At 55.7% G+C, this 23130-nt stretch carries 23 protein-coding genes; 8 read left to right on the top strand and 15 right to left on the bottom strand.

Annotated elements, in window-relative coordinates; translation table 11 throughout:
- Nucleotides 1-47: 47 nt before the first annotated feature.
- From COHPA_RS0100390 to COHPA_RS0100380, 3 genes are all read right to left on the bottom strand, one after another.
- On the bottom strand, nt 48-788 hold the full coding sequence (locus COHPA_RS0100390) for a thermonuclease family protein (RefSeq protein WP_027084205.1): 741 nt from the start codon (nt 786-788) through the stop codon (nt 48-50).
- Between the two features lie 84 nt (nt 789-872).
- Complete coding sequence (locus COHPA_RS0100385) at nt 873-1298, bottom strand: CBS domain-containing protein (protein ID WP_027084204.1); 426 nt, start codon at nt 1296-1298, stop codon at nt 873-875.
- An 81-nt stretch (nt 1299-1379) separates the two neighbouring features.
- Nucleotides 1380-2549, bottom strand: coding sequence for a M20 metallopeptidase family protein (locus COHPA_RS0100380; RefSeq protein ID WP_027084203.1), 1170 nt, complete (start codon nt 2547-2549; stop codon nt 1380-1382).
- A 204-nt stretch (nt 2550-2753) separates the two neighbouring features.
- Between COHPA_RS0100380 and COHPA_RS0100375 the strand changes: the two genes are divergently transcribed.
- Nucleotides 2754-3101 (top strand): YugN family protein, encoded by a 348-nt coding sequence (locus tag COHPA_RS0100375; RefSeq protein ID WP_027084202.1) that lies wholly within the window; start codon nt 2754-2756, stop codon nt 3099-3101.
- Between the two features lie 16 nt (nt 3102-3117).
- Nucleotides 3118-4272: a putative lipid II flippase FtsW gene (ftsW, locus tag COHPA_RS0100370; protein ID WP_027084201.1), complete on the top strand. Its 1155-nt coding sequence runs from the start codon at nt 3118-3120 to the stop codon at nt 4270-4272.
- Between the two features lie 62 nt (nt 4273-4334).
- Here ftsW and COHPA_RS0100365 read toward each other — a convergent pair whose 3' ends face one another.
- Nucleotides 4335-4709 carry an Asp23/Gls24 family envelope stress response protein gene (locus COHPA_RS0100365; RefSeq protein WP_027084200.1) on the bottom strand — a complete coding sequence of 125 codons (375 nt, stop codon included), beginning with the start codon at nt 4707-4709 and terminating at the stop codon, nt 4335-4337.
- Between the two features lie 185 nt (nt 4710-4894).
- Between COHPA_RS0100365 and cax the strand changes: the two genes are divergently transcribed.
- The gene (cax, locus tag COHPA_RS0100360; RefSeq protein WP_027084199.1) at nt 4895-5953 is read left to right on the top strand and encodes a calcium/proton exchanger; all 1059 of its coding nucleotides are present in this window, start codon (nt 4895-4897) and stop codon (nt 5951-5953) included.
- Between the two features lie 53 nt (nt 5954-6006).
- On the opposite strand, the gene COHPA_RS0100355 is transcribed toward cax, so the two are convergent.
- From COHPA_RS0100355 to COHPA_RS0100335, 5 genes are all read right to left on the bottom strand, one after another.
- The gene (locus tag COHPA_RS0100355) at nt 6007-6297 is read right to left on the bottom strand and encodes an Fpa/YlaN family protein (protein ID WP_027084198.1); all 291 of its coding nucleotides are present in this window, start codon (nt 6295-6297) and stop codon (nt 6007-6009) included.
- Nucleotides 6298-6479: 182 nt separating this feature from the next.
- Nucleotides 6480-6719 (bottom strand): HPr family phosphocarrier protein, encoded by a 240-nt coding sequence (locus tag COHPA_RS0100350; protein ID WP_027084197.1) that lies wholly within the window; start codon nt 6717-6719, stop codon nt 6480-6482.
- 77 nt (nt 6720-6796) lie between these two features.
- Nucleotides 6797-7912, bottom strand: a complete 1116-nt coding sequence (locus COHPA_RS0100345; RefSeq protein ID WP_027084196.1) for an aminopeptidase — start codon at nt 7910-7912, stop codon at nt 6797-6799.
- Nucleotides 7913-7951: 39 nt separating this feature from the next.
- Nucleotides 7952-8677, bottom strand: a complete 726-nt coding sequence (locus tag COHPA_RS0100340; protein ID WP_027084195.1) for a hypothetical protein — start codon at nt 8675-8677, stop codon at nt 7952-7954.
- A 184-nt stretch (nt 8678-8861) separates the two neighbouring features.
- Nucleotides 8862-10838, bottom strand: coding sequence for a sensor domain-containing diguanylate cyclase (locus COHPA_RS0100335; protein WP_027084194.1), 1977 nt, complete (start codon nt 10836-10838; stop codon nt 8862-8864).
- A 335-nt stretch (nt 10839-11173) separates the two neighbouring features.
- Between COHPA_RS0100335 and rpsD the strand changes: the two genes are divergently transcribed.
- The gene (gene rpsD, locus COHPA_RS0100330; RefSeq protein WP_027084193.1) at nt 11174-11773 is read left to right on the top strand and encodes a 30S ribosomal protein S4; all 600 of its coding nucleotides are present in this window, start codon (nt 11174-11176) and stop codon (nt 11771-11773) included.
- A gap of 215 nt (nt 11774-11988) precedes the next feature.
- A complete protein-coding gene (locus COHPA_RS0100325) occupies nt 11989-15105 on the top strand; it encodes a transglycosylase domain-containing protein (RefSeq protein ID WP_027084192.1) in 3117 nt (1038 codons plus the stop codon).
- 164 nt (nt 15106-15269) lie between these two features.
- On the opposite strand, the gene acsA is transcribed toward COHPA_RS0100325, so the two are convergent.
- The gene (gene acsA / locus COHPA_RS0100320; RefSeq protein WP_027084191.1) at nt 15270-16994 is read right to left on the bottom strand and encodes an acetate--CoA ligase; all 1725 of its coding nucleotides are present in this window, start codon (nt 16992-16994) and stop codon (nt 15270-15272) included.
- Between the two features lie 203 nt (nt 16995-17197).
- On the opposite strand from acsA, the gene COHPA_RS0100315 reads away from it, so the two are divergent.
- Nucleotides 17198-17830: a GNAT family N-acetyltransferase gene (locus COHPA_RS0100315; RefSeq protein ID WP_027084190.1), complete on the top strand. Its 633-nt coding sequence runs from the start codon at nt 17198-17200 to the stop codon at nt 17828-17830.
- A gap of 20 nt (nt 17831-17850) precedes the next feature.
- On the top strand, nt 17851-19038 hold the full coding sequence (locus COHPA_RS0100310) for an acetoin utilization protein AcuC (RefSeq protein ID WP_027084189.1): 1188 nt from the start codon (nt 17851-17853) through the stop codon (nt 19036-19038).
- A gap of 145 nt (nt 19039-19183) precedes the next feature.
- On the opposite strand, the gene COHPA_RS0100305 is transcribed toward COHPA_RS0100310, so the two are convergent.
- The 5 genes from COHPA_RS0100305 to COHPA_RS0100285 form a co-directional block, all read right to left on the bottom strand.
- A complete protein-coding gene (locus COHPA_RS0100305; protein ID WP_027084188.1) occupies nt 19184-19888 on the bottom strand; it encodes a 5'-methylthioadenosine/adenosylhomocysteine nucleosidase in 705 nt (234 codons plus the stop codon).
- Between the two features lie 109 nt (nt 19889-19997).
- Nucleotides 19998-21011: a catabolite control protein A gene (ccpA, locus tag COHPA_RS0100300; RefSeq protein WP_027084187.1), complete on the bottom strand. Its 1014-nt coding sequence runs from the start codon at nt 21009-21011 to the stop codon at nt 19998-20000.
- 126 nt (nt 21012-21137) lie between these two features.
- Nucleotides 21138-21494, bottom strand: a complete 357-nt coding sequence (gene ytxJ, locus COHPA_RS0100295; protein WP_027084186.1) for a bacillithiol system redox-active protein YtxJ — start codon at nt 21492-21494, stop codon at nt 21138-21140.
- A gap of 105 nt (nt 21495-21599) precedes the next feature.
- Entirely contained in the window at nt 21600-21980 is a 381-nt protein-coding gene (locus COHPA_RS0100290) for a hypothetical protein (RefSeq protein ID WP_035119790.1), read from the bottom strand.
- Between the two features lie 103 nt (nt 21981-22083).
- Nucleotides 22084-22509 carry a VanZ family protein gene (locus COHPA_RS0100285; RefSeq protein ID WP_027084184.1) on the bottom strand — a complete coding sequence of 142 codons (426 nt, stop codon included), beginning with the start codon at nt 22507-22509 and terminating at the stop codon, nt 22084-22086.
- Between the two features lie 87 nt (nt 22510-22596).
- On the opposite strand from COHPA_RS0100285, the gene COHPA_RS0100280 reads away from it, so the two are divergent.
- Nucleotides 22597-23121: a type 1 glutamine amidotransferase domain-containing protein gene (locus COHPA_RS0100280; RefSeq protein ID WP_035119787.1), complete on the top strand. Its 525-nt coding sequence runs from the start codon at nt 22597-22599 to the stop codon at nt 23119-23121.
- Nucleotides 23122-23130: the final 9 nt, after the last annotated feature.

The following is a 23130-nucleotide window of genomic DNA, read 5'->3' as shown; positions in this document are numbered from 1 at the left end:
TCCTTGACTGTACAGCGTTCCCTTTAACGGCCGTTTTCATGTGTCGCTTATCGCGACGCTTTGCGGAATCCGGCGGCCTGAGCCTCTTCCTCGGTGCAGAACATCGCCTCCGCTTTCGTCTGGTTATAGCTTTTGCCGCCCGGGATATGATAAATTTTCTCTTTGCCTCCGGATTTGATGTTGCCCTTGATTTGCGGTTCCGCGCAGCCCGGACCCTCGTCCGCGGAATGGCCGGTAACCGGGGTCTCTTGAGCTGCTGGCTCTTCGCTTGCCCACAGTCCGACGCCGCTTTCGCGCGCCGTTCGTTCGACCTTTAGAAAATACTTGGCGTACGTCACGTCGGGCGGGTACGTCATCACGTTGGCATAGCCTTCCCGCACCAGCAGCTCGTTGTACATCGTCGCTTCCCCTTTAATGAATACGAACCGCAAGAGCCTGCCGTAGCGATCGGTCTCGCTAACGTCCTTGAACATGTACACGGCTTTGCCCGCAAGACGCTGTTCGGTATATGCGCTCGCTTCGACGCCGTAATATTCTACCTTCCCGTACTTCTCTGGGGTGTTCACGCCGACCAGCCTGACCTTGCTCCCCGTCTTCGTCTCGAACGTGTCGCCGTCCACGACGCGCGCGACGACCGCTTCTTCGGGCGTTCGATCCGACAGCTCGGGATAGCGCTCGTAGATCGACGCTAAATCCGCATCGTCGCTGACAAGCTCCGATTGCCCCGCGCAACCTGCGATGATCAGCAACGCCAATAGTCCAACGATCCTTATTGCATGTTTCCCCATATGTATATCTCCATCCTGACTTCTCTTTCGTTTCATGATAAAAGGCTCGCCTTCGGTTAAGCGCCGAACGGCGAGCCTTCCACGTTAATGCGCCAATCCGTGTTCGGAAATGCTGCTGAGCGCTTCTCCCGCTTCATTGACGAAAATTTCGCGAATCGCCAAATCCCCGATCGATATGACGCCTCTCAATTCTCCGTTGTCAACGACGGGAAGCCTGCGAATTTGGCTTTCCGCCATCAATTCCGCGGCATCGTCGACGGAGGTGTCGGAGGATACGGTTTTGACATCGGTCGATAATACATCCCCTACCAAGGTCGCGCCGGATGAATCGCCGGCTAACGCGCGTATAACCAAATCCCGGTCCGTAACGACTCCGATCAGCCTGCTCCCCTCGACGACCGGCACGAAGCCGATATCGTTATCCCTCATCACGATGGCTGCTTGCCTCACAGTGTCCTTCGGTCCAACGGTCTTGCAGTCTTCCGTCATAATTTCGGCAATCGTACGCATGTCGGCCTCCTTGACCCTTAGTCGAATATCGACTTTAGAATGGCCGAACCCGTAAAACCTATGCAACCGCCATCGGGTTCATTATTTGGTTTCCGAAGCCGCATCGTCGGCGACCGCGATGAGCAGCTTCGCCGCGTTCAGCATCGCCCGTTCATCGATGTCGAAGCGAGGGTGATGATGCGGCGCCGAAGAGCCGTCCGCTTCGCCGGCTCCGACGAAGAAGAAGCATCCCGGCTTATGATTCAAGTAGTAGGAGAAATCTTCGCCCGCCATCACGCGCTCGCTTGTCAATACGCTTCCGGGCATGATCGTTTCGGCGACGCGGAACCATCTGGCCGTCTCTTGCTCGTCGTTCACGACCGGCGGGTAACCTTCGATATAATTCAGCGTATATTCGCAACAGTAGAGCTCGCACGTGTGCTTCACGACTTCCTCGAACCGGCGGCGCATGAACGCGCGAAGCTCGGGCGTGAACGTTCTGATCGTTCCGCCGAGACGGCATCTTTCCGCGATCACGTTGTTAGCCGAACCCGAGTTGAACTTGCCGATGGACAGCACCGCTTCTTCCAGCGGATTGACGTTACGGGACACGATCGACTGCAAGGCCGTAACGAGGGCCGCTCCGGCGACCAGTGCATCGGTGCTTTCGTGCGGCAATCCGGCATGGCCTCCCCGGCCGATCAGCTCGAGCTCGAACTCGTCCGGCGACGCCATGAACGGTCCGGGGCGCGTTCCTGCGAACCCGTAAGGCATCGGCGACCACAGGTGCACGCCGAATATCGCGTCGACGCCGTCCAGCGCGCCGTCCGCGATCATCGCGTTCGCTCCGCCCGGAAGAAATTCCTCTCCCGGCTGGAACAGAAAAATACGCGCGCCCGCGACTTCTTCGCGATGCAAGCTATAGTACCGCGCAACGGCAAGCAGCTCGGCCGTATGTCCATCGTGTCCGCAGGCGTGCATGACGCCGGACACCGTCGATCTGTAGCTCGCCGTCTTCTCGTCTTGAATCGGCAGCGCGTCGATGTCCGCCCGCAAGCCGATGGCGCGGCCCGGCTTCGCTCCTTCGAGCTTGGCGACGACCCCCGTGCCCGCAACGCCTCTCCTAACCTCAAGCCCCCAGGACGACAGCAAGTCGGCGATCCTCTTTGAGGTTTCTACCTCTTTAAAAGAAAGCTCCGGATTCGCGTGAAAATGACGGCGCCATCCCACCATATCGCTATAAATCGATTGTAGCGTCTGAACGTTTACCATCGTGGCGGCGCCCCTTCCGAAAAGGATATTTGTACTATTGTAGCAGAAAGTCTAACCGATCGTAACCGGACGAATGCTTCCGAAGCATAACATTGTCAATGAACGTTCGAACTTGTGACCCGAAGCGGGCTTGCAGAAGACTGGCAAACCGACTATCATGGAAGGGAATAAAGCTTGTTCGACCTTCCGAAGGAGGATTTTTTGATGTTACTTGACAATACGGGATTAATCGGCGTACGCAGCGATCTGGGCCACCTTGACGATTCCGGCGAGAAGCTCGGCTTCGTTCGTTGGCAATGGGAATATCGCCGCGCTACATATGATCTGAAAATTCAAGACCGTTCCAAAGGCGAAGATTACTTCCTGCGCATTACGACTCGCGCCGTGGAAGGCAAGCTTGAGAACCCGGACGCGATTCTCGAGATCGAGCACGTCTACATCGGACGCGCAACGTTCCCGCACGGGCTCGACTACGAATCTTCGATTCCTGCGCCGATCCTGGACGTTGCGACGCAGCGCGTTCAAGATTTGAAGCAGCTGCTGACCAAATAATCGGGGCGGGACAGGGATGAGTACCCCGTCTACCGGATCGCGCGGCGCGCCTGATTTCTTGCTGCTCATACTAACGCTCGTGCTCGTCGGCTTTGGCCTCGTCATGGTCTTCAGCGCGAGCTCCAGCATGACCGTCGTTGACAAGGACTTTGGCAACGACGCTTTATTTTTCACGAAGAAACAGCTGATATGGGCCGGACTCGGCACGTTCATCATGTTCATCTTGATGAACATCCATTACGAGAAGTACAAGAAATTGTTCGTGCTGCTGTTCTTCGGCACGCTCGTCTTGCTTATCATCGTCCCGTTCACGGCGTCCAGCATTAACGGCGCCCGCAGCTGGATCGGCATCGGGGGCTTCGGCATCCAGCCGACGGAATTCGCGAAGCTGGCGATTATCCTTTACTTGGCTTCGATTATCTCCAAGAAGGACGAGAAATTCCGCGATTTTCAGAAGGGTTTGCTGCCGGTCATGATCGTCGTCGGTTTCTTCGCCTTCCTGATCATGCTTCAGCCCGACTTCGGCTCCTGCGCGATCTTGGTGCTATGCGCGTCCGCCATTGTCATTGCCGGAGGGTCGAACCTCAAGCATATTATGATGTCCGCAGGCATTCTCGTCGGACTCGGCTTGCTCGGCTTGTCGCTCGTCATGCTATTCAATCCCGAATTCGACGGCGGATACCGCGTAGACCGGTTCCTCGCGTTCATGGATCCGCTCGCGGACCAGCAAGGGACAACCTATCATATGGTCCGGTCGCTCGAAGCGTTCGGACACGGAGGGTTAACCGGCGCAGGTCTCGGCAACAGCGTGCAAAAGCTATTTTACTTGCCTTATGCGTATAACGATTTTATATTCGCCGTCATCGGCGAAGAGCTCGGTTTCATCGGAACGACGGTATTCGTGATCTTCTACATGCTGTTCCTATGGCGGGCCCTCATCATCTCGCTCCGATGCCCGGACATCTACGGAACGCTGGTCGGCGTCGGCATCGTGTCGCTGATCGCGATCCAAGCGCTCATCAACATGGGCGGCGTAAGCGGCGCGATTCCCGTAACAGGCGTTACGCTTCCGTTCATTAGCTACGGCGGTTCTTCCATGCTGATGATGCTCATGGCCATGGGCATTCTGCTCAGCATCTCCCGCGAATATAATCGCGTCCACAGAACGTAAATCAAAAAACGTGATCGAACACGCCGAAGCGTGCCGATCACGTTTTTGTCGTTATGTATTCGTTATTTGACTCGGTGCGCTTCTTCCGGTTCTTCGTCGCGGAAAGCGACGCCTTCGACTTTAACGTTTACTTCCACGACGCGAAGGCCGGTCATATTCTCCACGGCTTCGCGAACGTTATCTTGCAGACGGCGTCCAACCTCTTGGATCGGGATGCCGTATTGTACGACGATTCTTAAATCGATGGCAGCCTCAAGCTGGCCTACTTCGACGGACACCCCTTTTTGCGCGTTGCGCCCGCTAAGACGCTTGGCCAACCCTTCGGATATCCCGCCGGACATCGCGGCTACTCCGGGCGTTTCCAACGCTGCCAACCCGGCAATCGTGGCGACGACATCGTCAGAAATACGAATTAATCCTTGCTGTTCTTCCGTCATGGCGGCTCACTCTCCCGAACCTGTAATGCTTTCATTGTAATGGAATTGCCCTGAATAAATCAACCACGCTTCCCTTCCTTGTCCGCCTCCCGTTTTTCGGTTTACGAATCGCCTCCAATTGGTTATAGTAAGGAATGGAAATAAACCCATAAGTAAGATACTATAATCGCCGAGGTGCTTGGCCCTTGAAAAAGCTGTTTTTCCCTTTACTTGTCATTACGTTCGCGCTCAGCGCGGTTTCCCATTACTCGCAATGGGGCGCGGCAGTAGAGTTCGGATTCGCGGGGCTGGCCATCTTGTTCGCCGCGGGATTGCTGGGCAAAGCGACGGAATCGGTCGCCCACTATGCAGGCCAACGGCTGGGCGGACTGCTGAACGCCACTTTCGGCAACGCGGCGGAACTGATCATATCGATCTTCTTGATCAAAGAGGGCTTGTTCGAGATCGTTAAAGCAAGCTTAACCGGCGCGATCATCGGCAACCTGTTGCTCGTGCTCGGGGTGAGCGCGTTCGCAGGCGGCCTCAAATACAAAGAACAAAAGTTTAACGTCCATCTTGCCGGCCAGAACGCTTCTCTGATGCTGCTCGGCGTCATCGCCCTATTCATTCCGGCGATCTTCGTCAAGACCGAGCATATATCCGAAGATAACACGATGACGATGAGTATTATCGTTGCGGGCTTCCTGATCGTGGCTTACTTCGGATGGCTCGTCTATTCGATGTATACGCACAAAAGCCTGCTCGAGGATCACGTCGATACGAAAGCCGACCATGGGGAAGAACCCGAATGGTCCAAAGGGATGTCCATCCTTCTGCTCGTCGTCGCTACGGTGCTCGTCGCCTTCATCAGCGAATGGCTCGTCCATACGCTCGATACGTTCTCGTCCCGGTTCGGCCTCTCCGATCTGTTCGTAGGCGCGTTCGTCGTCGCCATCGTCGGCAATGCCGCCGAGCACAGCGCGGCCGTCCTGCTCGCGCTGAAGAACAAAATGGGCGCGGCGGTCGAGATCGCCATCGGCAGCAGCCTGCAGATCGCTCTGTTCGTCGCTCCGGCGCTCGTGTTCATCAGCTTGCTGTTCGAGGACCAAATGAATCTTATCTTTTCCACCATCGAGATTGCCGCAATCGGGGTCGCCGCGTTTATCGCGTCATCGATCTCCAGAGACGGCTCGACGACTTGGTACGAGGGCAAGCTGCTCTTGATCGTCTATGCGATTCTCGGCGTCTCTTTCTACTTCGTCTAATCGCGACGCCGCTCCGACCGTCGAATATACAAAAAAAGAAGAGTAGCCGCGCGCTACTCTTCTTTGCGTTCCAATGCTTCGTATAACAGAGCCAGATTGCGTTCCAGCTGGCTGATTAATAGTTTGCCCGCGCTTTCCTCGACTAATCCGGTGCGCACCGCAAAATCGACCGCTCTCGAGAAGCCGTACATTTGGGTGTCCAGCACTTCTTCATATAACGGGCATTTGCGGGTCGCCAGATTTTCCATCTGGATGGCGATCAGTTTCTCGATTTTGTCGGCATCTTCCTGAAGCAGCCGCTGCGCTTTCTGATTCAGGTGAATCATTGTGTCCGATGAAGCCATTCCCACTCCCCCTGTGCCCTAACTACCATCCCTTTCATATTAGACGAAATCGCGCTTAAGCACAAGGACAGGGAGCGTATAACCGATATTTTCATCCGCGCCGGCGCGGAATTACGCCCCCGAATATAAAAACGCCCCGTCCATGCAATGGACGAGGGTTTCCGGTTCGCTACGATTTAGGATTAATCCACGACTTTTACGTTCAGGCTGTGTTTCGCGAACACGGCGCTGAGCGCTTCCTTCGCTTCGTCCGCATCCGGTCCGTGGACGTGAAGTTCATACGCCGTATTGCCAACGAGCGTCGTGAACAATCCGAGAATACTCTTCACATCGATGTACTTGTTCTCTGCTTGCAATACGATGGAAGAACGGAACTTGTTAGCGGTCTGGGACAGTTCCACAATTGCCGCGTTGTTAGACATGGGAATCCCTCCAATATATAGGCTGTTCGATCTCTACCTCATCATACCTTGATCTGGCAAACTCGTGCAAGAGGAAACTATTTAAGAGCTTCCGGATTAAGGCCTTCAAGCTCGGGTATGACGAAAATCCCGTCTTTTCGGATGAGCACGTCGTCGAAATACACCTCTCCGCCGCCGTATTCGGGACGTTGGATCAGCACCAAATCCCAGTGGATGGAGGAACGGTTGCCGTTGTCGGTTACTTCGTACGCCTGACCCGGAGTGAAATGCAGGCTGCCTGCGATTTTCTCGTCGAACAGCGTATCCTTCATCGGATGCAGGATGTATGGGTTGAAGCCGAGGCTGAATTCCCCGATGTAGCGGGCGCCTTCGTCGCTGTCGAGCAACGCGTTGATGCGGTCCGTGTCGTTGGCGGTCGCTTCGACGATTCGGCCGTTCTCGAAAGTGAACTTGATATTCTCGTACGTAAAGCCGTTGTAGACGCTCGGCGTATTGTAAGAAATCGTGCCTTTGACGGAATCGCGCACCGGGCACGAATACACTTCGCCGTCCGGAATATTGCGTTCGCCGGAGCATTTCTGCGCGCCGATGCCTTTGATCGAGAACGTCAGATCCGTGCCCGGACCTACGATACGGACTTTGTCCGTCCGTTTCATCAACGCCTGCAGCGGATCCATCGCCCGGTCCATCTTGGCATAGTCGAGATTGCACACGTCGAAATAGAAGTCCTCGAACGCTTCCGTGCTCATGTTCGCAAGCTGGGCCATCGCGGCATTCGGGTAACGCAGCACGACCCATTTCGTACGCTTGACCCGCTGCTCCATATGTACGGGATGACGATGAATTCTATCGTACAGCTTCATGGCGTCGGACGGAACGTCCGCAAGCTCGTTCACGTTCTCGCCTGCGCGAATGCCGATATAGGCCTGCATTCTTTTCATTCGTTCAAGATCGTATGCCGACCAAGTCTCCATTTGCTCCGGAGTAGCATGGTGCAGAAGCGTTCGCAAGACGGAACGGTCTTCGATCTCGACGTACGGGCGACCGCCAAGCTTGGCGACTTCCTCGATCAGGCATTTGAGCAACTCCCGCTCGGAACCGATCATCTCGATCAGGACGTTGTCCCCGGGCTGAACTTTCACGGAGTAGCCGGCCAAGTTGGCCGCTAGTTTCTGGATACGCGGATCGCGCATTGGAATCCATCTCCCTTATCGATAAGTTGCTGCGTGTTGCTAATCTATTGTACCACTTCGGGATGCCGCGCGAAAATTCGTGACGGATACGCGCTTCTCCCGATACGCCTTGCCTTTCCATTCATATTGAAGCACCGTTTCCTCCTGCAGTTTCTTCGGGAACCATGTCCGTTTATTCGCGTACCACTCGCAGTTGGTCGTCACCTTCAAGCCGCTCAGCACGTCTTCTAAGGTCGTCTTCGCGTTGCTGATCACTTTCGCGGATTGCCGGGGATTGCGCTCAAGCAGAACTTTATCTTGCTCCAGCGCGCTTAGCTCCTTGCGCAATTGATCGGCGATCCGGCGTTTGGCGACCGCGTCGTCAAGCTTGATCGTGAATCGGACTTGATCGGGGACGGTCCCTCCGGCATATTTAATCACCGCGGTTTTGTCCTGAATCGACTTCAGCAGATCGAGCGGCTCGTAATTCGATTCGACGGGGCGCTCGGCCGCAGCTTTCGCGCTCAAGCTCGTCCACTGGACGTTAAGATTGCCGTGGCCGGTCACTTCGCCCTCGTAAGCCAGCTTGTTCGCGACGAACCCGCCGCTGTCGATCACCGATACTTCGCCCGATAGGCCGTAACTTTCGCTTCCGGACAATGCCGAAGCCGACAACGCGAATGCATCTTCCGCGGACAGGTTGCTCGTGCCTGCGTTCATGCATCCTTGCAAGCAAGTCATCGCGAACCCGGCGCAAGCGAGCCTGGACCATGTAGTAAAGCGCATGAGGCGCTCACCTCCTGTCCGTATCGTGTCCTCGCGCGTAACGGTTATTCGGAGGTTTGTTGATGAGTATCGATTGTAGGTAATGTCAAGGGTATATGTCCTTACGGTGTCTGTTCTCGTCTTGAAATCCGAATGGTTTTATTTCCATCGATACAAAAAACCGAACTGCGTTGGCAGCTCGGTTCTACATGCTTATGACGATTCGATTGCGGCCGAGGCGCTTGGCGTCGTACAAAGCCATGTCCGCTTTGTAGAATAGCGACTCGACGCTGACTTTTTCATCCGTGGAGCGCCATTCGGCGATGCCGCAAGAGACGGTGACCTGCGGATCCGTCTCGCTCTCGACGCGATGCCGTATTCGTTCGGCCACGCGTTCGGTCTGCTCTAAGCTAAGCAGCGGCAAATAGATAGCGAGCTCCTCGCCGCCCCAGCGGGCCGCGATATCCGTGTCGCGTATAGAGGAGCGTATGATGTCGCTGACCTGCGTTAGAATATCGTCTCCGACTTGATGGCCGTACGTATCGTTCACGCGCTTAAAGTGATCGATGTCGACGACGATTAGCGATCCGGAATGGTCGCGAAGCTGCTTGCGTCCGATTCGCTCGTTCAAATAATGGCGGGCGAACAACCCGGTCAAATTATCGGTAATCACCATTCTTCGCACTTCGGCATGCAGCGACGCATTGGACATCGCCAGGCCAAGATGAGCGGATAACACTTGAAGAAGTTTGTAATTATCGTATGAGAAATGGTTCGGTTCGCGCTTCGTAATCATGACCGCGCCGATGACGTCGCCGTTAAGCACGAGCGGGGACGCCAGCAACGAGCGTGAATCGGTGATGTCCATCAGCCGGGAACTGACCGGGGTCGCCGAGCGATAATCGGACAGAATAATCGGCTCCTTCGTAGACCACAGCACGCTGCAGAAACCGTATTCCGTCGAGTATTGTTCGCCGATCAGCTCCGGCACGTTGGCCGACATTACGATGAATCGGTTGCTCGAAGCGTCGTATTGCAAAATGCAACAGAAGTCCGATTGGAAAATATGGAGCAGCTCCGTAGAAGCGAACTGCATCGTATCCGTTAGCCTCAAGCTGCGGTTAAGTCGCTGCGTAAGCTCGTTGATGAGCCTAAGCTCTCCCACGAGCACGTTCGCTTGCTCATGAAGCTTGGCTTTCTCGAAAGCCGCGCCGGCCGCGGCCGCGAGCATGGATAGAAACCGGATGTCCGCATCGTCGAATTCATTCACCGGCAAATCCAAACGAAGCACGCCGTAGACGCCTTGCTTGCCCGACAATGGAATCGCAAGCTGCTGGCGACCGTCCGCTCTCGTCTCGCAAATTTTGCCTTCAAGGAACGCCTTCTTGCACAAATCCATGTTCGAAAGATGAAAAGCTAGCGGTTTCACTTTCTCGTTCTGGCTATTGTAGTCTTGGGAGAGGAACAGGTCCGCCCTGCAGATCGGATAAAGCTCCTCCAAGCTGTCGAGCACTTCCGTCAGCACGCTCTCGACTTCGATATGGTCGTTCAGACGGCGCATGACGTCGAACAGGATGTCGCGTCTGCGCTCTTCCTTCTGCGAAAGCTTCTGTTCGCGCAGCATTCCGCCGACGAATATATTCTCGAATCTGCGATATAGACAATTCCGGTAATGCAGCGCCGCCGCTTGCAGCAGCTTCAGATCGCTCGCGTGAGCTTCTCCTGCGGGCAGCAGGCAAGCCAGCAATGCGCAAGGGATGCCGGTGGAACGGGTAAATACCGGGACGGCGATCGAATCGTACGACCTGAGAGCGTTAGCACCATGCTCATCGCCTCTCATCAGTGTCGGTCTGCACGTCTCCAGCGCGATGGCAGCCGCAGTCGTTCCCAGCCTGTCTACGCGATGAGCCCAAGGATGTGCGCTGCCTTCTCCTTCGCCGTTAATAGACAACGTCGTGCCGTCGGGATGAATCAAGGCAATCCGGCCGCCTAGCCAAGGAAAGCCGTCCGACTCGTCGATCCAGTCCGCGAAGCTGCCGGCGAGCAAACTATGCGCATACGGCAAGTCCGCTTCCGTTAAGTCTTGTTTTTGCAACCAGCTCGGTAGCTGCTGCCGGGTGCGGGAAGGACTTTCGTCTTGTTCAGGCTCCGAAAGTTGTGCTGATTTGCGATTGATGGCCATTCCCGACACCTCCACCCGATCTTTTGATATTATCACTATACAATGAAAACGTGATTTTTGCACTAAATAGATCGTAAGTCCAACGCCAAAAGGCTTATTTTTCCTGTTCATTTATTCAAATGATTTCTCTTGACTTCAGCCTACAATTTCTTATAATATTACTTGTTGATTATTGCGGGTCTTGACTTTGTGGCACCCTCTCGAATTTCCCACCTGCGGGCTGCGGCTGAACATCCCTGCCAGGAACCGGATGCGATCCGGTTACGGAGAACTTCGCGCAACGGAACCCCATTTTCAAAAAACAAATTCCCTTTTGAAAAAGGAGCTTTCTAAACATGTCAAGATATACAGGTCCTAAGTTTAAACTGAGCCGCCGCCTTGGTATTTCCCTAAGCGGATCCGGCAAAGAGCTGAAGCGCGCGTTCCCTCCGGGACAACACGGCGCTAACCAACGTCGCAAAATCAGCGGCTACGGCATGCAGCTTCAAGAAAAACAAAAACTTCGCCACATGTACGGCTTGAACGAGAAGCAATTCCGCAACCTGTTCGACCGCGCTTCCAAACTCGAAGGCAAAGCGGGCGAAAACTTCATGTTCTTGCTCGAAAGCCGCTTGGACAACCTCGTGTTCCGTCTTGGCTGGGCTAACTCCCGCGCGGGTTCCCGCCAGCTCGTATCCCACGGCCACGTTACGGTCAACGGCAAGAAAGTCGACATCGCTTCCTACACGGTTCAAATCGGCGACAAAATCGGTCTCCGCGAGCGTAGCCGCTCCCTGAAGACGATTAAAGAAGCTCAAGAAGGCCGTCATCACCTGCCAGGCTACCTGAACTACGACGCTAACGCTTCTGAAGGCACATACACTCGCCTGCCAGACCGCGGCGAGCTGTCCCAAGACATCAACGAGAACCAAATCGTCGAATTCTACAGCCGTTAATCCTATGCTAACGCAAACCATCCCGATTCGTCGGGGTGGTTTTTTTCATGATTTCGGGCCTTGCGAAGGTCGTTTCCGGTATGACTCGCGGAGCCCTTGCCGCAATCGGCGACAAGCGCCGCAACCAATCTCCGAGCAGTCTCTACCCTACTCGACAATTCACACCATGGGTAAATGTGCTATAATAATTCTGTTTGTTGAAGGAGGCTGCTTGAATGGCAAATACGAAACAAAACGCTCCACCCGAGAAACGAACTTATCATGGCTTTGCGACAGCAGGCAAAATCGCCGGCCTTACCGTAGCGTGGCTTATCTTCTTCGGCTTGCTGGGCGGTCTCGTCGCCGCCGGCGCGGTTACCGGATATATCGCGTCGCTCGTCAAGGACGATCCCGTTCGGCCTCGGAATTTGATCGAACAGAAAATCGCGGAGAACGCGATTACCGGTTACGTGTTCTTCAACGACGGAACGATGGTCGGCCAATTGCGCACCGAGGAAGACCGCACGCCGATTACTTACGACGAAATCCCGAATAAGATCATCGACGCCGTCATCGCGATCGAGGATAAGAACTTCTTCAACCATCCCGGCATCGATTCCAACGGCCTTATTCGCGCCGTTAAGCAACAGTTGCTCAACGAAAGCGTTCAAACCGGCGGGAGCACGATCACCCAGCAGGTCGCGCGGCGCGTGTTCCTAAGCCTGGATCAGACGTCCAGCCGGAAAGCGAAAGAAATTTTCCTATCGATGCGACTTGAAAGATTCCTAAGCAAAGAAGAAATCCTTACGGCCTACTTAAATAAAATCCCTTACGGCAACGGCTCGTCCGGCTATCAATTATATGGCATTAAAGCGGCGGCCAAAGGCATCTTCGGCGTCGATAAGCTAGAGCAACTGAACATCGCGCAAGCGGCTTATCTAGCCGGCGTCCCGCAGCTCCCTTCCGTGTACTCCGCGTTCACGGGCAAGGGCGAATTTAACGAGAGAAACTTCAAGCGCGCCGTCGAACGCCAGAAGCTCGTGCTTAGACGGATGCTGGAAGAGAACAAAATCACCCAAGCGGAATACGAGCAGGCGCTGAGCTTCGATCTGTACAGTTCGCTCGCCAAACCGACGGAGAAAGCCTATAACACGTATCCTTACTTGATGCTCGAGGCGGAGAGACAAGCCGCGGAACAGCTCGTTCTGTTGCAGAACCCCGAGCTCTCCAAAGAGGATTTGACGAAGAAAGAAAACGCGGTACTCATCGAAGACGCGCGCGGTCAACTGCTTCGCGGCGGTTATAAAGTGACGACGACGATCGATAAGACGATTTACGATCTGATGCACGATATCGCGGAAGATCCGGAGAACTTCGCCCCGGATCATAAGACTAAAGGAGTCGAGCAAGTCGCAAGCGTCATGATCGACCAGAAGACGGGCGCGATTCTCGGCATGATCGAAGGCCGCGACTTCCACATCGAGCAGATGAACTATGCGACGCAGATGACGCGCCAACCCGGCTCAGCCATGAAGCCGATCGCGGCCTATTGGCCGGCGCTCGACAGAGGACTTATTCAACCGGCCAGCGTCATCGACGATTCGCCGATCATTCTCGCGAACGGCACGGGCAGCTTCCATATCCCGAAAAACTTCGACGACAAGTATCACGGACTCGTCACCGCAAGGGAGGCGCTTAACGACTCGTACAACATCCCTGCGCTGAAAGTATTCTTGAATAAAATGACGATCAAAGAGTCGTGGGAATTCGTTCGCTCGCTCGGCATTACGACGCTCGACAAATCCGACGACGTTGCGCAAACCGGCGTTATCGGCGGCTTGAAGTACGGCGTTACGGTTGAAGAATTGACGAACGCGTATGCCGCGATCGCCAACCAAGGCGTATACAACGACTCGTACTTGATCGAGGAGATTCGCGATTCGAACGACCAAGTCGTCTTCAAGCACGAGTTGAGCCCGAAGCGGGTTACGTCGGAGCAGGCCGCCTACCAGATGACGGATATGATGCGTACCGTCGTCACGAACGGCTCGGGCAGCTCGCTGAAGTCGACGTTCAAAAAGTACGGCAAAATTCCGATCGTCGGCAAAACCGGTACGACGCAAATCGCGGGCGACGTGTGGTTCGAGGGTTATACGCCGGACGTTACGCTCGGCGTCTGGATCGGTTACGAGAAGGCGGCCAACGCCCTCTCGAAGGAGAGCCGAAGCCGCGCGAGACTCATTTGGGGTAAAGTCATGAACGCCGTCACCGAAGCAAAGCCGGAGATGTTCCAGACGAAGGCGTTCCCTAAACCGGACGGTCTCGTTAACATGACGGTGTCAAGCGTGAGCGGCAAGCTTCCGACCGAACTGACCAAAGAAGCCGGCAAGCTCGTTTCCGACATTTTCAACCGTAAGTTCATTCCGACCGAAGAAGACGACGCTCTCGTCAAGTTGAAGTACATCTCTTACAACGGCGTCAACTACGTGCCGCTTCCGACCACGCCGGAAGATCTGCTCAGAGAAGCGGTTATGGTGAAACGCGAGGTGCCTCTCGACGCATTGATGGAGGAGCTGCAAGTCAAACTCTTGAAGACGGATAAGAAGTCGCGCAGGTCGTTGTCCTACTACTTGCCGAAAGACGCCGCGCAGAGCGCGCCATCGAAGACGGATCCGCGAGTCGAGGACGGCAACGCGCCGAGTCCGGTGCCGCAAATCGAAGTCGATACGGTAGATGCCAGCACGGTGAACATTACCTTCGCGCCTGGCGCCGAGAAGGACGTCGCCGGCTACCGCCTATACCGTTCGGTGAACGGCGGGCCGTTCGAGAAAGTCGAAGCTTCCATTCCGACAGGCGAAGATCCGAAGTTCGTCACCCTGATCACTCCGGGACTATCCTACAGCTATTATGTAACGGCCGTAGACGTCGGAGGCAACGAGTCCGCGCCGAGCGAAAGATTAACCGCGGACGGTACGATCTCGGACGTCGATCCGAACCTGCCGCCTCCTATTGTCGATCCGGGGCTTCCGGGCGGCAACGACGGAGGAACGACGAATCCGGATCCGACCGTCGCAGCGCCAAGCGCGCCGACCGGATTATCTGCGAGCGGCAATGAACTATCCGTTACGCTGTCCTGGAGCGCGAACGCGGCAGGCGATAACGTCGTGCAATACCAAGTGTGGAACAGCCCGACCGCGGACGGCAAATACAAGCTGCTCGGGACGACGGATCAGACGAGCCTCGAGTTCGTATCGCCAATGGCGAATGGCTGGTATTACGTGACGGCGGTTAATGGGAACGGGGCCAGTTCGGTGCCTTCGAAGGCTGTGCAGGCAACAGCTTCTGGGCAGTAATGTCGATCGATGGAAGATTGGTCGTATCATATATCTCCTTACGGTGGCTGTTCCCTTCGTGAAATTTCCTCCAGGAGATATATGACACTCTCTTTCACTCATCGATTCGAGCATAGAAAAAGGATGTGCAGTTGACTGCACATCCTTTTATATTTGTTGTAAAATTAGTCCTCGATTGTCGAGAGGTCGCCGGTTGGGAGGTTAAGCTCCCATGCTTTGAGGACGCGGCGCATGATCTTGCCGCTGCGGGTCTTCGGAAGCTTGTCTTTGAACTCGATCTCGCGAGGAGACGCGTGCGCGGATAAGCCTTCCTTGACGAATTTGGCGATGTCCGCCTTCAGTTCGTCCGAAGGAACGTAGCCTTCGCGCAGCGAGATGAACGCTTTAATGATTTCGCCGCGGAGCGGATCCGGCTTGCCGATGACGCCCGCTTCGGCAACCGCCGGATGCTCGACGAGCTTGCTCTCGACTTCGAACGGCCCGACGCGCTCGCCGGACGTGTTGATGACGTCGTCGATGCGGCCTTGGAACCAGAAGTAGCCGTCTTCGTCCATATAGGCCGAATCCCCGGATACGTACCAGCCAGGAATACGGAAGTACTCTTCGTATTTAGCCGGGTTGTTCCAAATTTTGCGCATCATCGACGGCCATGGCGTACGAATCGCCAGATTGCCCATACGCAATGGCGGCAGCACGTTGCCTTGATCGTCGATGATCGCCGCTTGCGTGCCAGGGATCGGCTTGCCCATCGACCCCGGCTTAATGACCATGCTCGGGTAGTTGCAGATGAGCTGGCCGCCGGTCTCGGTCATCCACCAAGTGTCGTGAATGCGGTGGCCGTATACTTTGTACCCCCAACGGACGACTTCGGGATTAAGCGGCTCCCCTACGCTAAGGACGTGGCGCAAGCTCGACAGATCGAACGACTTCACGACGTCGTCTCCGGCGCCCATCAACATGCGGAACGCGGTAGGCGCGCTGTACCATACCGTTACTTTGTATTTCTGAAGCGTAGCGTACCAGTCCTGCGGGCTGAAGCGTCCGCCGCGAACGACGTTCGTTACGCCGTTCAGCCATGGCGCGAAAATCCCGTAGGACGTTCCCGTTACCCAGCCCGGGTCGGCCGTACACCAGTAGACGTCGTCCTCGCGCAGGTCGAGCACGATGCGTCCCGTGTGATAATGCTGGACCATCGCGTTCTGAACGTGGAATACGCCTTTAGGCTTGCCTGTCGATCCGGATGTATAGTGCAGGATGAGTCCGTCTTCGCGATCAAGGAACGTGAGCTCCGCTTCCTCGGAAGCGCCCGCCATCTCTCGGCGGTAGTTCACGATGCCTTCTCCTGCGGGAACGTCTTCTCCGTATACGATGACATTCTTCAATTCCGGCAACTCCGCGCGCGGAACACGGGATAAGAGCGACGGCGTCGTCACGATCGCCACGGCGCCGCTGTCTTGCAGCCGGTCGCGCACCGCTGTCTCCATGAACGCTTCGAACAGCGGGCCGACGACGGCGCCGACTTTAAGCGCTCCGAGCAAGCTGAAGTACAGCTCAGGCGTGCGCGGCATAAAGATGAACACCCGATCGCCTTTCGTTACGCCCAGCTTGCGCAGCACGTTCGCGAATTTGTTCGATTGCTTCGCCATATCCGCATACGTGTAGCTCTCGTCTCTCTGGTTGTCGCTGTAATAGAGCGCGACTTTGTCCCCCTTGCCGTTAGCCACATGCCGATCGATTGCCTCGTACGCCATATTCACTCGGCCGGTAGTCGCCCAGGAGAATTGCGCTTCGATGTCTGCCCAAGAAAATGTCTTGACTGCTTCCTCATAAGATTCCATGTTGGATCCTGTTGCCGTCACGGGCAACTTTTCGTCGTGTTGCAGTGTCACCGTCCATCACCTTCCCGTTGGGATACAGACATTCGCTAGCGAATGCGCTTTCATTTTTGAGAGATTCATCATCCCTTTGCCACAGCCATTATATCATAGAGTATCAATCATGGGCATCCCGGCAAGTTGACATTATCTACGAATCCGGGGGTAATATGCTACAATAAGGAAGCACGCAAGGGCAAGTTGGAAAGGAGATCGGCATGGAGCATATCAAACGATACGTACGACATCCGATCGAACGCGGCGATCGAACGCTTGTCGTGGAAGGGCCCGTCCCTCCGGAGACGATCGCCGGCTGGAGGATGCATCCCGACTTGGACGCTTTCCGGCGTCCGCAAGAGCAGCAAGAAGCTCTCGTCGAGATCGCGGGTTTACCAGAGGGCAGGATCATCGTCGCGAGAGAAGACGATCTGATCGTCGGATACGTCACTTTCCATTATCCGGACGAGATGGAGCTTTGGTCGCAAGGCGGCATGGAAGACCTCGTCGAGTTAGGCGCGATCGAAGTCGCGGACGAATACCGGGACCTTGGCCTTGGCAAAAAGATGATTATCGCCGCGTTCGAGCACGGGCAGCTCGATAATATGATCGTGTTCACGACCGAATATTATTGGCACTGGGACTTAGAAGGCAGCGGATTGAACGTATGGCAATACCGCGAAATGATGGAGAACCTGATGAAGTGCGTAGGCATGGTCTGGTTCGCGACGGACGACCCCGAAATATGCGCGCATCCCGCGAATTGCCTCATGGTGAGAATCGGCAAAGACGTACCTCTCTCATCGGCGGAGAAATTCGACCGCGTCCGATTCCGGCAGCGCTTCATGTATTAACCGAAAGGCAGGCGACCCGCTTGAATTCCCGAGCACTATGGATCGATAATTCAGCATCCAAGCAGTACCTTTTCAACGAGCAGCACCCGTTTCATCCGATCAGGCTGGCGCTCACGGAAGAGCTGCTGCGCCGGTGCGACGCTCTCGACGACAAAGCCGAAATCCCCCCTGCCTCATTGGACGAGGCTCGCGAAGAAGTCGCCCTTATCCATCGTCCCGATTACATAACTGCCGTATCGGCATTAAGCGAACCATCCCCTGCGTTGACGGCTATCGACAATGCGCCCCAGTACGGGCTTGACCAAGGCGGCGACACGCCTTACTTTCCGGGCATGGAGACGGCTTCGCTTGCCGTCGTGGCCGGCTCGCTCGCGGCTGCGGAAGCCGTCATGTCCGGCCGAGCAGATCGCGCGCTGCATCTGGCAGGAGGGCTGCACCATGCATTCCCGGATCGAGCCTCCGGCTTTTGCGTCTATAACGATGCGGCAGCGGCGATTTCCAGTATTCGTCGCAAATACGGAGCCCGCGTCTTGTATATCGATACCGACGTTCACCACGGGGACGGGGTTCAATGGTTTTTTTACGATGATCCGGAAGTCTTCACGCTCTCGATTCACGAGACGGGCAAATTTCTGTTCCCCGGAACCGGCTTCCATCACGAACGGGGCCACTCTTCCGGCTACGGCTCCTGCTTGAACTTACCGATGGAACCGTACACCGAAGACGACTCGTGGCTCGACGTGTTCAAGCTAGGCATAGTACGGGCGGTCGAAGCCTTCAAGCCGGACGTGATCGTCAGCCAGCACGGCTGCGACGCGCACGCCTTCGATCCGCTGGCGCATATCCATTGCAGCATGCGCATCTATCGGGAGATGCCCCGCCTCATCCACGAGCTGGCGGACCAGTATACGAACGGCCGTTGGATCGCTCTTGGAGGAGGCGGCTATGACCATTGGCGAGTCGTCCCTCGCGCTTGGGGCCTGCTATGGTTAGAGATGTCCGCCCATCCCCTTCTGGACAGCATAGACCGATTGTCGCATGGAGGGATGCTTCCGGAGGGATGGCCGACGCTGCAAAGCCCGCACCGCCCCGATCAGCTCCCTTCTACTTGGCTCGACGATACGTCGACATGGACGCCGATGCCCCGGAGACAAGAGATCACGGACAAGAACAAGGCGATGATTGAAATCGCTCTCCAGCATTTATAATCTTGGAATACGCGAAGATGGCTGCCCTTAGGCAGCCATCTTTGCGTTGCAGCGGTCTCGCGGACCGTTACAGCGACGGTTTTGCGATTGTTCGTGCTGCAGCGGTCTCGCGGACCGTTACAGAGGAGGATTCGCTCGCATACGATTACAACTCTTGCACCATACCGCTTACGATCGCGAACGAGCGGTCTGCCGCTTCCACCGTGAACTCGGCGAAATTCACGTGCGCGGAGCCGTCCGCTTTGTCGGACATCGAGCGGATAATAACGTGCGGAACTCCGTTCATATGGCACACTTGCGCGACCGCGGCTCCTTCCATCTCCGTGCATGCGCCTCCCAGCTCTTCATGCAGCATTCTGACCACCGCGCGATCGGCGATGAATTGGTCGCCCGACAACACTCGTCCCGTACGGCAGCGTCCAGGGAATACGTTCTCCCCCGCGGCTTGCGCAAGCTTGACGAGCGCTTCATCGGAAGGGTACTCGGACACCGCTTGGTACGGAACCTCGCCTCGTTTAAAGCCGAGCGCCGTTACGTCCACGTCGTGCTGCAGACTGCTGGTCGAGATGACGATATCGCCGATGTTCAGCGCCGGATCTACGGCGCCGGCAACGCCGGTGAACAGCACCGCGTCCGCGCTGAACCGGTCGATCAGCACTTGCGTGCATACGGCCGCGTTCACTTTGCCTACCCCGGATTGCGTCACCACGACTTTGCGTCCATGGAGCGTTCCCCGATGGTAAGTAAGCCCCGCGTGCTGCTCCGCCTGCGGATTGTCCATATGTTCTAACAACAGCTTGATTTCCTCTTCCATGGCACCGATAATGCCGATCGTCCCGTAACTAGCCATTCTTGGGTTCATCCTTCCTCTAACTATACTCTCGTTCTAAGGACGGCCTAGCCGCCCATACAAAAGCCCTGCGTCGGCAACATTCCCGGCGCAGGGCATCTTTATACGTTTACTTGCCTTTCGGGCCAGCGACGGAGCGGCGCACGATCAGCTCGTGCGGCAGCGTGACCTTGGCGGTCTCGACCGTCTCTTTCTTCATCAGCTTCGTCAAGAGACGCATCGATACGGCGCCGATATCGTACATCGGTTGGGCGACCGTCGTAAGCAACGGACGCACCATGGAAGAGATGCGGCTATTGTCAACGCTGATAACGGATACATCATTGGGCACGCTTAACCCCGAATCCTGAATGCAGTGGATGGCGCCGATGGCCATTTCGTCCGTTGCGGCGAAGATCGCCGTAGGGCAATCGGACAAGCCGAGGAAGTACGTCGTCGCATCGATGCCGGATTCGTACCGATAATTGCCGACGCGCACGTAGTCTTCGCGATAGGCGATGCCCGCTTGTTCCAGCGCTCGCTTGTATCCCTGGAATCTCGCGTAACCGTTCGCAGGATCCTGCAGCGTGCCGCTGATCATGGCGATCGAACGATGTCCGTCCGCGATCAGGCGGTTAACCGCATCGAATGCAGCCGCCTCATGGTCGATATCGACGGAAGGGATGACGCCCTTCTCGTCCGTCGTCGCGCAAAGCACGATCGGCACGTTCGACGTCTGGAACGCCTGAACGTGATCGTCCGTGACCGCCCCGCCCATGAACAGCAGGCCGTCTACTTGCTTCTCCAGCAGCGTGTTGATGACGCGGATCTCTTTGTCTTTACGCTTGTCCGAGTTGCAAAGAATAATATTGTAGTGATACATGTTCGCGATATCTTCAATCCCGCGTGCGACTTCGGCGAACAATGCGTTCGCGATGTCGGGAATGACGACGCCGACGGTCGTCGTCTTCTTGCTGGCCAATCCCCGCGCTACGGCGTTCGGACGATAGCCGAGACGTTCGATGGCCTCGTATACTTTCTTGCGGGTTTGAGGCTTGACATTCGGATTGTTGTTGACGACCCGAGATACCGTCGCCATCGATACGCCGGCTTCGCGCGCTACGTCATAAATGGTTACCGTCACAATGATTCGCTCCAATGTTAGAGATCGGAGGATTTACGTGTCCGATCGTGGATTATTAAGGTAATCATACGACAAAACCTCATGTTTAGCAATCTGACACGAGGTTTGATAGGATGATTCGATAGATTAGCTTTGCGCGGGATTGCCAAGCTTCTCGGCCAGAAACGCATACGTAATGTGCCAGTGCGAAGTGTCCCACACCGTTTGGCCGTCCTTCACGAGTATCGCTTGCGGGGAAGCGTGCTTGACGTCGAGCTGCTCCGCGATCGCGTTGCTGATCGGTCGCTCCTCGATTACCCGGACAAGCATGTAATCGACCGGCAAGCCGGTATCGTCCTGGATAAAATGCAGTAGCTCTTCGTGAGCGCCTGCGCTGATCGGACACGAAGTGCTATGCTTGAACACCAGCAGAGGTTTGTTCGACGTTCCTTGCAACGCCTGCTCCCACTGCTCCATACTCGTCAATTGCTGCAGTTTTGCCATCGTTATGCCCTCCTCGGGATCGAATCCGTAGCTTTATCGTAGCAGATTAACCATCCCGAAGCAAAAAAGAAAAGGACGGCAAAGCCGTCCCGGGCGTATCCGATCCTATCGTATGTACTGCGCGCTTAGCTGAGCAAGACGAGCTTGAATCTCTTTCTTCCATTCTTCGTCTCCGAGCGCCGTTGCAAGATTAAGAAGATCCAGCAATTGGTTCGTTCGCTCCTCGGTCGCTTTAGCGACGTCCGAAGGCTGCAGCGTTCTCATCTGCGTTCGCATATCCGACAGCAAGCCGGCCCATTCGTGCATTTGATCGAACGGGATGCTGCGGGAATCGGACACGGTTCCTAGCTGACTGATCAACCGTCCGACGTCGTCTTTGACGCCGTGGAACACGTCGTTGCGTCCGCATATGGCGCAGCTATATACGGGAACGTTCGTGATATTTACTTTTTTGGCGAAAATAACGGTACGTAACGATAATTCCATCTGTTGGCCGCATGTGCACGATTTAAGCAACGGGGTCTCTCTCCTTACACAAAAAGAGCTTGCCCTACTCCATTCGTCCTTTATGGCCTCGATTCCTGCTTCGTTAAGACGTGTAATTTTTGGCACGCCTAATTCTGTAACCGTTACCGACCAAATAGACGAGCACGGCTGCTGCCGCGGCCCCGATGAAATCGTGCAGCAGATCGCTTGCGTCCGGCGAACGCATCGGCACGTAGGATTGATGCCATTCGTCCGTAATGCCGTATATGACGCATATCGCGACGTTGATTATGCAGCCTGACATCGTTAAGGCAGCCTTCCCTTGCCCGAAGGCGATCGTCAGCGCCAGGCCGAAATAAGCGACGTAATGCATCGGGTTAAAGTCCGTCAAGAAAGGCACCCACCGCTGCGCCCACGGCAGCCAGGTGTTCATCTCGTCGCCGGTGCGGGAAGAAAGCACGAAGATCGCGATCATGACCGCGGCGGCTGGCGCGTACCGCAAATAGCGGGCTGAATTCGTAAACCTCAATATGCCACAATCCTTTCGTGTTCGCATAACGTGAAGGATAGTCCAACATTTGCTACAATGTACGGGAACCCATAGATGGAGGAGAGAATCCGCATGACGACTAAACGCGTCATCTGCTTGGTTGACGACGAATTCGAAGATTTAGAGTTATGGTATCCCGTCTATCGCGCTCGCGAAGAAGGCGCCGAGGTGATCTACGCCGGTCCCGAAAAGGGACGCAAGCATATCGGCAAATACGGCGTCCCCGCCGTCGCCGACATCGGGTACGAAGAGCTGGACGCGGACCGTTGCGACGGCGTTCTCGTTCCCGGCGGTTGGGCGCCGGATAAGATCCGCCGCGACGCGCGCGTGCTCGACTTCATCCGCAAGATGAACGATCAAGGCAAGCCGATCGGCCAAATTTGCCATGCTGGCTGGGTATTGATCTCCGCTAAAATCCTGCAGGACAGAACCGTGACATCGACGCCCGGCATTCGGGACGACATGGAGAACGCGGGAGCGAAGTGGCTCGACGAAGCGGTCGTCGTCGACCGCAACATCGTCTCGGCCCGCAGGCCGCCGGATTTGCCGCCTTACGCGAAGGCGTTCTGCGATTTGCTCTTCGGACGCTGATGGACCGCC

Origin of the sequence: Cohnella panacarvi Gsoil 349 (genome assembly GCF_000515335.1) — a bacterium.
Taxonomy (GTDB): Bacteria; Bacillota; Bacilli; order Paenibacillales; family Paenibacillaceae; genus Cohnella; species Cohnella panacarvi.
This window is presented reverse-complemented; position numbering and strand designations above follow the sequence as displayed.